This is a genomic window from Lachnotalea glycerini (assembly GCF_003201285.1).
Taxonomy (GTDB): Bacteria; Bacillota; Clostridia; order Lachnospirales; family Lachnospiraceae; genus Lachnotalea; species Lachnotalea glycerini.
The window spans coordinates 1-12,379 of sequence record NZ_QICS01000012.1; the positions used below are offsets into that span (position 1 = coordinate 1).

Below are 12,379 nucleotides of genomic sequence, written 5' to 3' on the forward strand. Positions count from 1 at the left end.
TGCATTTTTAGATTTGGATACCATAAGTCTCATGTGTAACACCTCCTATATCCATATTATAACACAATACCCATAAAATACCCACTATTATTTTTAAAATTTGACAAAAAAATAAAGCAATAACAGGGCTTTTAGCGATTTTTTCTTTATGTAACTGTCAAACTCCCGTATTTTTAGCTTCGGACGCATCAAACTTTGTAAATGGACATGTGCTTTATGTAGACGGTGGTATTCTAGCTTATATTGGAAAACAGCCAAAATAATTTTATTATAATATGGACACTATATTATCCTTGACATGTGCATTATACTTTGCTATGATAGGAACACAAAAGGGAGTAGCTAGTATCCTAAAGTGATATGTACGATGTCGTCAATACGATTGCGAAATGAAGTAATCCGTATCGTAACTAAGTAGCAAGACTTTTGTTGTAACGTAAACGCGTGCAACATAAGTATTGCTACTTTTTGTTGCAGACACAACGAATTAAGGAGGTCATTCATGAGTGATATATACTTAAAGGAAAAACAAGAAGTATTAAGAGCACTAGGCAAGGGTGAGATAGGTTTAACAACACAAGAGGCTAAACATATACAGAAGGAAAAAGGTTACAATGAACTAATTGAGAAAAAGAAAAAGTCCGTCTTATGTATATTTCTCGAACAATTTAAAGATTTTTTAGTACTGATATTAATTGCAGCTTCTGTTATTTCAGCAATATTAGGAGACATAGAAAGTGCAATTGTAATTGGCGTTGTAATTACTATAAATGCGATACTCGGAACAATACAACACCAAAAGGCTGAAAAGTCTTTGAATAGCTTAAAGCAGTTATCAGCACCAAACGCCAAAATACTACGAGATGGAGAAACTAAAATTATTCCGTCAAGAGAAGTAACGGTGGGGGATATCGTTTATTTGGAGGCTGGAGATTTTATCTGTGCAGATGGTAGAATTATAGATAATGCAAGTCTAAAGGTTAATGAAAGCGCTTTGACGGGTGAAAGTCTTGCAGTGGATAAGCAAGACATTGAAATTACTAAGGAATCACCACTGGGAGATAGAATTAACATGGTCTATTCCGGAAGCTTTGTGACTTATGGAAGAGCAAAATTTATTGTAACTGAAATTGGGATGGATACCGAAGTGGGAAAGATAGCAACACTTTTAAAGAACACAGCAGAGCGTAAGACACCACTACAAGTGAATCTTGATCAATTTGGTAAAAAACTGTCTATCGTAATTCTTTTAATTTGTGTTTTTTTATTTGCCATAAGTGTTTGGAAAGGTGAAGCAGTTATCAAGGCATTCATGTTTGCGGTAGCCTTGGCGGTGGCAGCAATTCCAGAAGCATTAAGCTCTATTGTTACCATTGTGCTTGCCTTTGGTACGCAAAAGATGGCCAAGGAGCATGCGATTATCCGACAGTTACAGGCAGTAGAAGGTCTTGGGAGTGTTTCAGTGGTTTGTTCTGACAAAACAGGTACGTTAACCCAAAATAAAATGACGGTTATTAATTTATTTGTAAGTGAAATAAATGAGAATGTAAAAAATTTGACCTTTGATTTACCATTAGAAAGAAAGCTTCTGGCTTATAGCCTGCTATGTAATGATGCCAGTCACATTGATGGAGTTAAGATCGGAGACCCTACTGAGGTTGCTTTGGTAGATTTAGCTGAAAGAGGAAATAATCAAGGTAAAATGGAATTGGGAACTGTAACTCAAATTAGAGAAAAGTATCCAAGAATTTATGAGATTCCTTTTGATTCGGACCGAAAATTGATGTCAACGGTACATCAGATAGAGAATAAAATAATCGTAATTACAAAAGGTGCAGTGGATGTAATACTTGAAAAAGCAAGTCAAATCGAATTTGATGATGGCGTTAGAGAGATCACCAAAAAGGATAAAGAAAATATATTGAAAACAAACCTGTCCTATTCTACAGATGGGTTGCGCGTTCTTGGTTTTGCTTATCAGGAGATAGTAAAAGAAGAGATATATAATATCACAGAGGATAACATGACTTTCTTAGGAATGATTTCTATGATGGATCCACCAAGAGAGGAATCAAAGGCAGCAGTGGAAGAATGTAAGATGGCAGGTATTCGTCCCATTATGATTACTGGCGACCACAAAATAACAGCAGCGGCCATTGCAAAGCAAATCGGTATTTTGGGTGACAAAGACAAAGCAGTAGAAGGTGCAGAAATTGATGGTCTTTCAGATCAGGATTTAATTGATTATGTAGAAAATGTATCAGTGTATGCAAGAGTTTCGCCGGAACATAAGATAAGAATTGTAAAAGCATGGCAGGATAAAGGTAATATTGTGGCTATGACTGGAGATGGTGTAAATGATGCTCCTGCACTCAAGCAGGCAGATATTGGTGTTGCAATGGGAATTACAGGAACAGAGGTAGCCAAGGATGCTGCCAGTATGGTGCTGACAGATGATAATTTTGCTACTATAGTTAAAGCTGTTGAAAATGGGAGAAACGTGTACCAAAATATTAAGAAGTCGATTCAATTTTTATTGTCAGGTAATACAGCTGGTATTATAGCAGTTATTTATGCCTCTATAGCTGGGCTTGCCGTGCCATTTGCACCCGTTCACTTATTATTTATTAATTTATTAACCGATAGTTTGCCTGCAATTGCGCTTGGACTTGATCCGCATTCTTTAGGGGTTATGAAAGAAAAGCCAAGAGATAAGGATGAATCAATATTAACCAAGGATTTTTTGATGGGAATATTGGTAGAAGGATTCGTAATTGCAATCATGACAATGAGTGCTTATTATGTAGGATTAGAAAACTCAGGAGAAGCAGCAGCTAGTACAATGGCCTTTGCTACTTTGTGCTTATCCAGATTGGTACACGGTTTCAACAGTAAGTCACAAAAAGCTATTATATTTACAAAAGAGATTGTAAATAATAAGTATTTATTTGGTGCTTTTTTTGTAGGATTTATATTGTTAAATACGGTACTTCTTGTACCTGAGCTAAGTGGTATTTTTGAAGTGACAGCTTTAAGTTCAGAGCTATTGTTTACCATATACGTACTTGCATTGGCAAATTTGTTTGTAATTCAGGTTTTAAAGTGGGTACAAAATAAAATAAAAGCTATGTAGTAAAAGTAAGGATAATAGTTATAATATAAGATCATTCAATTAGTTTTTTAAATTGAGTGGTCTTTTTAATTATATTGAAAAATATTTATTATTTTGTTTAAAAGTCTGTTTTGATTTATGTGAGTTTTATTTGTTGAGTAAAATATAAAAAAATTATAGTTGGAATGTTTAATGGAAATAATTACCTTGTTAAGCGAAATAGAAACAAGTATAATGAAAGTGAAACGAAAATTTTCGAAAGTTTTTGAGATAGAAAATAAAAATGGCGGTAAAAAAAGAAAATGAAAGGAGAGACACAGTTTAACTTGATGTAATATTGTAACAAATGCATAAAAATAAAAAAAAATTTTTCTGTATTATACAAAAATGTAAAGTAGCGAAAGTTTTCGATTGACATATGAAAGAAAACGATATACAATGAAAGCACAAACGAAAGGCGTAAAAATATGTTAACAGTGGAAAGAAAAAATATAATTTTACAAATGGTAGATGATAAATCTACGGTATCAGTTCCTGAACTTGCCAAAGTGTTGGAAGTTTCGGAGGTTACTGTACGTAAAATGCTAAATGATCTGGATCATCAGGGACTTTTAAGAAGAACCAGAGGAGGAGCAGTTAGCTTGCAAATGGCAGTAAGAGAACTAGACGAAAAGGAAAAGGAAAAAACCAACATTAAAGAAAAGAGAGCCATTGTCAAAAAAGCTTATGCCATGATTGATGATTCTGACACGATATTTCTTGATGCAGGCTCCACTACGCTTGAACTTGTAAAATTGATCCGTAATGGTAATAAAAGAGATATTACCGTAGTTACGAATGCATTGAATATAGCTTATGAATTAGTATCAAGCTATGATATAGAGGTTGTTGTGATTGGTGGCCTATTGAGACATAAAATAATGTCTTGCGTTGGAGGAATAACAGAAAGCGCATTGTCCAGTATGTATTTTGATAAGGTGTTTCTGGGAGCCAATAGCTTAAGTCTGGAATTAGGGGTAACAACTCCTAATTTATACGAAGCCCAAGTAAAACAAAGTATGTTAAAGTCTGCAAAAAAGGCGATATTAATATGTGATTCGTCTAAGTTTGGAATCACAACAATGGCAAAGATTTGTTCTTTGGATTCTTTTGATGCGGTGATAACAGATTCACATTTAAGTAAAGAAGAACAACGAAAAATTAAAGATGCGGGTATTAACTTAGTAATAGCAGATGAGTAAAGAAAGAGGTAAAGCAGATTGAATAAGTTAATTAATCATCCAGATGACATGGTAAAAGAAATGCTTGAAGGATATCTATCTATTTATCCAAATCAATTTGAGAGAGTTCCAAATACGATAGGACTTATGAAGAAAAATAAATCAGAGCAAGTGTCCATTGTAGTAGGTGGAGGAGCTGGTAATGAGCCATGGATTATGGGATATGTAGGGGAAGGATTAGCTACAGGTGCAGCACTTGGTAATGTTTATACAGCACCTCCGTCAAGGGCGATTTTAAATGTAACACATGCAGTCACCAATAGTAAAGGTGTGTTATACATATGTACAAATCATATGGGTGATGTATTGAACTTTGAATTGGTTAGAGAATTAGCAGAGCTTGATGGAATAGAATCAAGGTGTGTATTTGTCACAGATGATATAAGCACAGCTAGTTTAGAACAAAAGGCTGAAAGACGTGGTGTAGCAGGAATTGCTTTGGTGGTTAAGGTAGCAGGAGCAGCATGTGATTTTGGATTATCGCTTGAGGAAGTAGTTAGGATTGCCAATAAAGCAAAAGAAAATACCAATACGTTTAGTGTTACAACATCAGCAGGTTATATGCCAGGATCAGGAAGAGCTATGTTTGAAATGCCGGAAGGAGAAATTGAATATGGTATGGGTTTTAATGGTGAACCTGGAATACTTCACACAAAATTAGGTTCAGCAGATGAAATTGCAGAAACTCTAATGAAATATTTATTAAATGATATGAAGCTAACTAAGACGGATGAGATTGCTGTCATGATTAATGGATTTGGATTTACGAGCCTGCTAGAGTTATGTATTATAGGCAGAAAAGTAAAACAGATTATTAATACGAATAAAATTCAGACGCATGATATTTTTATTGATCAGCTATTTTGCCCTCAAGGAACAGGCGGTTTATCAATTACGATTATGAAGCTTGATTCTGAGCTTAAAAAATATTATGATGCACCGGCTTATTCACCTTTTTTTAATAAGATAGCGATAGGAGAATGAAATGAAAAATTCAATGAATGCTGAACAATTGAAAAATATGTTTTTATCTGTTGCGCAAAAAATTGTTGATAGTGAGGATTTTCTTACAGAAATTGATATTAAGATAGGTGATGGAGACCATGGTATAGGAATGTCTGTAGGCTTTAGGAATGTTTTGAAAGAGCTTCCCAAATGTCAGTTTACTGGAGCAGAGGATGTATTTAAAATGGTTGGTACGATACTACTGGATACGATGGGTGGAGCATCTGGTGTTTTGTTTGGAACTATGTTCATTAGCGGAATTATCAAACGGCCTGTTAGTGAAGAAATGAAGCTTTCGGATTTTGCGGAGGTATTTCGTAAATCTTTGAATGCACTACAACAAAGAGGAAAAGCACACATTGGAGATAAGACTATGATTGATGCCTTTGAGCCGGCCGTAATTGGCTTAGAAGAAAGTGTATGTAATGGTTTATCGTTAGTAGATGGGCTAAATGTGGCGGCTATAAAGGCAAAAGAAGGAATGGAATATACGAAACAGGTTGTTGCAAAATTTGGAAGAGCTAAATCTTACGGTGAAAAAGCCATAGGGCTGCAGGATGCAGGAGCAACTTCAGTATGGATTATTTTCCAGGAAATAGCAGATTGGTCGACTGGCAACCTTTCATAAGGATAGAGACGAAAGAGGAAGAGACATAAAGAATAGGAGGTGCAAAGTATGGTAACAACCTTAACACTTAATCCGTGTATTGATAAAACCATTACTTTTGATAATTTTAGTTATGGTGGTACAAATAAAGTATTATCAGTGAGATCTGATGTTTCAGGCAAAGGGGTGAATGTTAGTATTGCACTGCACCAATTAGGTGAAGAAACCATTTGTATTGGATTTAATTATTCAGATGGAGGCGAGACGGTTGCAAAATCCTTAAATCGCCAAGGAATTTTGTACGATTTTGTTGAGGTAGAGGGAGAGCTTAGGACAAATATTAAAGCATTCGATCAGATTAGCAGGGTGATGACAGAATTTAATGAAAGTGGACGTCTTGTGAATGAAGAAGCAATTGTAAAACTTTATGAAAAAGTAGAAAGTTATTTGGATAAAACGTCAATACTTGTATTAAATGGTAGTGTACCCGCTGGCGTACCAAATGATATATACAAAAATATAATTGAAATGGCCAACAAAAGAGGAATTAAAACAATTTTAGATGCAGCGGATGAACTCTTAGTGGAAGGAATTAAGGCAAAACCCTATGTGATTAAGCCAAATAAGGATGAATTTGAGTCCGCATTTCATAAGAAGATTAATACAAAAGAAGATGTAATACATATAGCAAGAGATATTATTAATCAGGGTGTTTCTTATGTGTGTGTTTCAATGGGAAAGGCTGGCGCGATTTTGGTTACTAAGGATCAAGCGTATTTAGCACCACCGCTTAAGCTTGATATAAAAGGGGTACAAGGCGCGGGAGATTCATTGGTAGCTGGAATATGTTTGGCTATAGACAAGGGTCTAAGTGATGCAGAAATGCTTAAATATGGGGTTACAGTAGCAAGTGGTTCATTACTTCATGAAGGTACACGCCTTTGTGAAAAGAAAGATTTTGATGATATCTATCAGCAGATTGTAATTGAAAAACTATAAGAAAGATAGGGTGTAAAAAAATGCCATTAGTTAGTACGAAAGAAATGTTATTAAAGGCTTCGAAAGGCAATTACGCGGTTGCAGCATTTAATGTGGAAAATATGGAAATGGTACAAGCAGTTATTGAAGCGGCAGAGGAGCTGAATGCTCCGGTTATTTTACAGACAACACCATCAACGGTCAAATATGGTGGGATTACTATGTACAGGTCGATGGTAAATGCGATAGCACAAGTAGCCAGAGTGCCGGTAGCAATGCATCTGGATCATGGAGACAGTCCCCAATTATGCAAAGAGGCGATCGAAGGGAAATATACTTCTGTAATGATAGATGGCTCAAAGCTTTCCTTTGAAGAGAATATACAGGTAAGTAAATTGGTTGTGGAAATGGCAAAAGACTTATCAATTTCTATCGAGGCAGAATTGGGAACAGTAGGTGGAAAAGAAGATGGTCATATAGTTACTGAGAAAGAAGCATTATATACAAATCCTGCTCAAGCAAGAGAATTTGTTGAAAAGACTAATGTGAATTCTCTTGCGATTGCAATTGGTACAGCTCATGGTTTTTATAAGGGAGAGCCAAAGATTGATTTTGAAAGATTAAGCGAAATTAAAGAGATAGTAGAAATTCCACTCGTTTTGCATGGAGCATCCGGTTTACCTGATACAACAGTAATAAAGGCAATCGAACTTGGGATTTGTAAGGTTAATTTTGCAACTGAATTAAGAGCTGCCTACACCAAAGGAGTAAGGAAAATTTTAGATAGTGATGTAGATGTATTTGACCCTAAAAAATATGGTACAGCCGGACGAACTGAAGTAAAAGAATTAGTGAAACATAAAATTACTATTTGTAAATCAGTTGGGAAGGCTTAATCATAAAATAAAAAATAATGTATTCCGGGAGGAAAAGAAATGAAGAAAAAATTATTAAGTACAATTTTATGTGCGGCAATGGCAGTAACAATGTTAGCTGGTTGTAGCAGCAAGGCAAATGATGCAGCAAAGGAAGAAACAACACAAGAAGAAACAACACAGGAAACTACGAAAGATGTTTCTGTAAACGATGATGCAGCAACTAAAGAAACAGTATCAACAGATGAAAAAATTACAGTGGGTGTCAGCTTATTAAACAATGCACATGTATTCTATAATAACATTGAAGCAGCATTAGTTGAAAAAGCAAAGGAATTAAATGTTGAATTAATCATTCAAGATGCAGCTGGAGATGCAAATAAACAGCTTGGACAGGTTCAAGATTTTATTACGCAGGATGTGGATGCAATTATTCTTTGCCCAACTAACTCAGCCGGAAGTAAATCAATGGTTGAATTAGCAGATGCAGCAGGTATTCCAGTATTTACAATGGATGTTGCCTCAGATGGTGAAGTAGTTACACACGTTTCTACAGATAATTATAAAGGCGGTCAGCTAGCAGCAGAGTATATGGCAAATAAGGTTTTAAAGGATAAAGCAGGTGACGTAGCGGTTATTACCTATTCAGAAATTGAGGGTTGTGTGGATCGTGAAAAGGGCTTTACCGACTGGATGTCAGAAAATGCACCAGATGTCAATGTTGTTGATATACAAAATTATTCAGGTGATCAGGGTAAGGCTGCAGAGGTTATGCAAAATATGCTATTAAAAAATGAAAACTTAGCAGCAGTATTTTGTGTTGGTGATCCAGCAGCAGTAGGTGCTATGTCTTCCATAGATGCAGTTGGTAAAGATGTTAAGGTAATTGGATTTGATGGTAATCCAGAAGGTATTGAAGCTATTTTAAGCGGCGGAAACTGGGTGGCTGATATTGCACAGGATCCAGCATCAATTGGTTCACAAACATTAGAAGCAGTAAGAACTTACCTGTCAGGCGGAGATGTTGAAAAGCTGATTCCTATTTCTCCAACTGTTATTGATGCAACAAATGCAAAATAATTTATAGGATATGAGCGAGAATGAAGTGTGAAAGCTTCATTCTCATAAAAAGGAAGGAGTTAAAGTGATGAGTGAGAAGCCATTTGTTGAATTAAATAATATCAATAAATCTTTTCCCGGTGTAAAAGCTTTGACGGATGTTACGATAAATTTTTATCGTGGTAAGGTACATGTTCTTCTAGGAGAAAATGGTGCAGGGAAATCTACCATTATTAAGGTAATATCGGGAGTATATCAGGCGGATGAAGGCATCTTGAAAGTAGATGGTCAAGAAGAAGTGTTTATGAATACCAGACAGTCTTTGGCTAAGGGGATCAGTGTAATTCATCAAGAGCTTAGTGTGATTCCAGATCTTACAGTAGCAGAGAATATTTTTTTGGGAAGAGAACCTAAAATAGGCAAGAGTGGACTAATCGACAAGCCTAAAATGAATCTTGATGCAAAAAAACTGCTTGAATCTATTGGTGTGAAAATTAATCCAAAGGAATATATTCGTAAATTAAATAATGGTGATAAACAAATGGTAGAGATAGCTCGTGCCATATCACAAAATAGTTCCATGGTAATTATGGATGAACCTACCTCTTCCTTGTCTGAACATGAAGTGCAAGCTTTATTTCGGGTAATAAATAAGTTGAAAAGTGAAAACGTAGCTATTATATATATTTCTCATAAATTAAAAGAAATTGCAGAAATTGGAGATCATATTACTATTTTAAGAGATGGCAATGTAGTAAAGACTGTATCATTAAGTGAAATAACTGAAAGTGAAATGATTGCACTAATGGTTGGCCGTAAAATGACACAATTTTATTATAAAGCCGAAAATGCGATACAAAATGAAGTTGTATTAGAGGTTAAAAATTATACAAAAGCTGGACAATTTGAGGATGTATCCTTTCAATTAAAAAAAGGAGAGATACTAGGCATTGCAGGGCTTGTAGGAGCAGGAAGAACAGAAGTAATGAGAGCTGTTTTTGGAGCGGATAAGGTTGATAGCGGAGAATGTATTGTATTTGGACAACCAGTTAAATTTAAGTCACCTAAAGAAGCGATTAAAATGGGGATTGGTTTAATACCAGAGGATCGGCGGAATCAGGGATTGTTGCTTGAAAAGAGCGTAAAAGAAAATACATCTTTATCAAGCATTTATGCAAATTCTAAAAAAGGTTTTATAGACTTCAGGTGGGAAATAGACTCAACCCTCGATTACATAGAGAAAATGAGAACAAAAACACCTTCAGAACGTGCTATCGTGAAGAACCTTTCTGGTGGAAATCAGCAAAAGGTTGTTATAGCTAAGTGGTTACTGGCAAAAGCAAAGATTCTAATTATGGATGAACCAACACGAGGAATTGATGTAAATGCAAAAGCAGAAATCTATGCTTTAATGAAAAAGTTTGTGGAGGATGGAGGCAGCATTATAGTAGTATCTTCAGAGCTTCCGGAAGTAATTGGTGTATCAAACCGTATCATGATTATGCGCGAAGGTAAGGTATCAGGAATTTTAGATGCAGCAGAAGCAACTGAGAAGGATATTATGAAATATGCAAGTATTCATGCAGGTAATTAATAGGAGTGTGACAAAATGAAAGAAAAAACAGCAACAAACAAATTTAGTGCATTTGCAAGAGAAAATACAATGCTTTTATTCCTGATTGTTCTATTCTTACTTGCGTTAGTTTTTGTGCCCCGATTTGCAAATGCGGGCAATTTAAAGAATGTTTTGATACAAATTTCGATTAATGCATTAATTGCAACAGGTATGACATTTGTTATCTTATCTGATGGAATAGACCTTTCGGTAGGCTCTGTTGCTGCACTTTCGGGTATTGCAGCAGCAGCTTTAATTAAATTATTTCCGGATGCCAATATATTACTGAGTATGATTGTGATTTTAGCAAGTGCGGTTTTGGTTGGAGGACTATGTGGTTTCTTTAATGGTTTCTTTATTGCAAAATTAAATGTACCACCCTTTATAGCTACATTAGCAATGATGAATGTGGCGAGAGGATTAGCCTATGTGTTTACGGATGCAAAACCTATTTTTGGTCTGCCAGAGTCGTTTGGATGGGTTGGATTGCGTTCAGTAGGAGTAATTCCTGTGACCATAATACTCATGGTTTTAATTATTGCTATTGCTTATGTTATATTGTCTAAAACATGCTTTGGAAGATATATTTATGCAGTAGGGAGTAATAAGGAAGTTGCAAAGTTAAGTGGTATTAATGTTACGAAGATAAAATTTATGGTGTATATGATTTGCGGTATTTTAGCAGGATTAGCAGGAGTCGTATTAGCATCTAAGCTTCAAAATGGACAAGCCACAGCAGCAACTGGCTATGAACTAAATGCAATTGCAGCAGTTGCTATGGGTGGAACAAGTATGTCAGGTGGACGAGGCGGAATGATCCAGACGATTTTTGGACTGTTTGTAATTGGTATTATAAATAATGCGCTAAGTTTATTGGGAGTCTCATCTTATTGGCAGACCATAGCAATGGGAGTAATTATACTTATGGCTGTAGTGATAGATCAAAATAAAAAGGATTGACAAAACCTCAATCATCATCCTTAGATAGAAAAATAATAACAAAAAAAGACTTCTTGAATGTTTAGGCATTAAGAAGTCTTTTTTGTTTTTCAGTTTATTGATATTCAAAAATATCGAGCCATTTGGTTAAAAACTCTTTTTCACTTGGATTTTCCTTTCCTAATTGAGTGGCCGCAACAATTGGAAGCCAGTTTTGTACGTATTGTAAAGCAATATCACTTTTTTTACAGAACAGTTTCATGTATTTCTTAGCCAAATCTTCATTTTGTAAAGCAAAGAGAAGATAGGTTCTTGCAGCATCTGCACTTGAATTTCCCTGTGTAGCATGAGACCAGTCAATGATGTAAGAGCCTTTATTACTGACAATTATATTACTAGGATTAAAGTCACCATGACAAACCTTGGAATGTTTTGGCATACCGTCTAATCTGGTCAGTAATTCATATCGGGTAGAAGCATCAATATCTTTTAAATCTTTAATTTTTCTGATGAATTTATCCTTTTGCCTATTTAGTAAAGGAGCCCTTTTTGAATGTATCTCTACTTGAAGAGAAACAAATTGTTCCAGATATTTATCAATATCCTTCGGATTTTCTTTCATTAGCTCAGCTAAAGTCTTACCCTCTATATGTTCCATTGTAATTGCCCATTTACCATCAATTTTAGAAACCTCTATGATATTTGGAATGTTCAATCCTGTTTCTTCTACTCTGGATTGATTGAGTGCTTCATTTAAAACGTCAGATTTTGGATAATTTTCGTCAAATAATTTAATAATGGTATCACCTGATTGATAAATCATTTTGTGGCTTCTGCTTGTAATTACATTTTCTAGCTTCATAATTGAGTCCTCCTTTATATGAAAGATAATATAACTCCATTTATTAT

The 12,379-nt window shown here is 35.2% G+C and carries 10 protein-coding genes and 1 pseudogene; 10 read left to right on the forward strand and 1 reads right to left on the reverse strand.

Annotated elements, in window-relative coordinates; genetic code table 11:
- Positions 1-167 precede the first annotated feature (167 nt).
- From C8E03_RS17275 to C8E03_RS17315, 10 genes and pseudogenes are all read left to right on the forward strand, one after another.
- Positions 168-263, forward strand: a pseudogene (locus tag C8E03_RS17275) (gluconate 5-dehydrogenase); the annotation flags it as partial.
- 239 nt (positions 264-502) lie between these two features.
- Positions 503-3,133, forward strand: coding sequence for a cation-translocating P-type ATPase (locus tag C8E03_RS17280; RefSeq protein ID WP_110291699.1), 2,631 nt, complete (start codon positions 503-505; stop codon positions 3,131-3,133).
- A gap of 446 nt (positions 3,134-3,579) precedes the next feature.
- Positions 3,580-4,353, forward strand: coding sequence for a DeoR/GlpR family DNA-binding transcription regulator (locus C8E03_RS17285; RefSeq protein ID WP_094380506.1), 774 nt, complete (start codon positions 3,580-3,582; stop codon positions 4,351-4,353).
- A gap of 18 nt (positions 4,354-4,371) precedes the next feature.
- Positions 4,372-5,376 (forward strand): dihydroxyacetone kinase subunit DhaK, encoded by a 1,005-nt coding sequence (locus C8E03_RS22275; protein WP_181899186.1) that lies wholly within the window; start codon positions 4,372-4,374, stop codon positions 5,374-5,376.
- A 1-nt stretch (position 5,377) separates the two neighbouring features.
- Positions 5,378-6,025: a dihydroxyacetone kinase subunit DhaL gene (dhaL, locus tag C8E03_RS22280; RefSeq protein ID WP_242993625.1), complete on the forward strand. Its 648-nt coding sequence runs from the start codon at positions 5,378-5,380 to the stop codon at positions 6,023-6,025.
- Between the two features lie 48 nt (positions 6,026-6,073).
- Complete coding sequence (gene pfkB, locus C8E03_RS17295) at positions 6,074-7,003, forward strand: 1-phosphofructokinase (RefSeq protein WP_094380504.1); 930 nt, start codon at positions 6,074-6,076, stop codon at positions 7,001-7,003.
- 20 nt (positions 7,004-7,023) lie between these two features.
- A complete protein-coding gene (fba, locus tag C8E03_RS17300; RefSeq protein ID WP_094380502.1) occupies positions 7,024-7,878 on the forward strand; it encodes a class II fructose-1,6-bisphosphate aldolase in 855 nt (284 codons plus the stop codon).
- 39 nt (positions 7,879-7,917) lie between these two features.
- A complete protein-coding gene (locus C8E03_RS17305) occupies positions 7,918-8,937 on the forward strand; it encodes a substrate-binding domain-containing protein (protein WP_094380500.1) in 1,020 nt (339 codons plus the stop codon).
- Between the two features lie 67 nt (positions 8,938-9,004).
- Positions 9,005-10,510, forward strand: coding sequence for a sugar ABC transporter ATP-binding protein (locus tag C8E03_RS17310; protein ID WP_094380498.1), 1,506 nt, complete (start codon positions 9,005-9,007; stop codon positions 10,508-10,510).
- Positions 10,511-10,525: 15 nt separating this feature from the next.
- Complete coding sequence (locus C8E03_RS17315; RefSeq protein WP_110291700.1) at positions 10,526-11,491, forward strand: ABC transporter permease; 966 nt, start codon at positions 10,526-10,528, stop codon at positions 11,489-11,491.
- A 94-nt stretch (positions 11,492-11,585) separates the two neighbouring features.
- Here C8E03_RS17315 and C8E03_RS17320 read toward each other — a convergent pair whose 3' ends face one another.
- On the reverse strand, positions 11,586-12,332 hold the full coding sequence (locus C8E03_RS17320) for a phosphotransferase (protein WP_094380494.1): 747 nt from the start codon (positions 12,330-12,332) through the stop codon (positions 11,586-11,588).
- Between the last annotated feature and the right edge of the window lie 47 nt (positions 12,333-12,379).

Coding starts and splice junctions, on each gene's coding strand:
- C8E03_RS17280 (WP_110291699.1), top strand. CDS start 503: ATGAGTGATATATACTTAAAGGAAAAACAAGAAGTATTAAGAGCACTA.
- C8E03_RS17285 (WP_094380506.1), top strand. CDS start 3,580: ATGTTAACAGTGGAAAGAAAAAATATAATTTTACAAATGGTAGATGAT.
- dhaL (WP_242993625.1), top strand. CDS start 5,378: ATGAAAAATTCAATGAATGCTGAACAATTGAAAAATATGTTTTTATCT.
- pfkB (WP_094380504.1), top strand. CDS start 6,074: ATGGTAACAACCTTAACACTTAATCCGTGTATTGATAAAACCATTACT.
- fba (WP_094380502.1), top strand. CDS start 7,024: ATGCCATTAGTTAGTACGAAAGAAATGTTATTAAAGGCTTCGAAAGGC.
- C8E03_RS17305 (WP_094380500.1), top strand. CDS start 7,918: ATGAAGAAAAAATTATTAAGTACAATTTTATGTGCGGCAATGGCAGTA.
- C8E03_RS17310 (WP_094380498.1), top strand. CDS start 9,005: ATGAGTGAGAAGCCATTTGTTGAATTAAATAATATCAATAAATCTTTT.
- C8E03_RS17315 (WP_110291700.1), top strand. CDS start 10,526: ATGAAAGAAAAAACAGCAACAAACAAATTTAGTGCATTTGCAAGAGAA.
- C8E03_RS17320 (WP_094380494.1), bottom strand. CDS start 12,332: ATGAAGCTAGAAAATGTAATTACAAGCAGAAGCCACAAAATGATTTAT.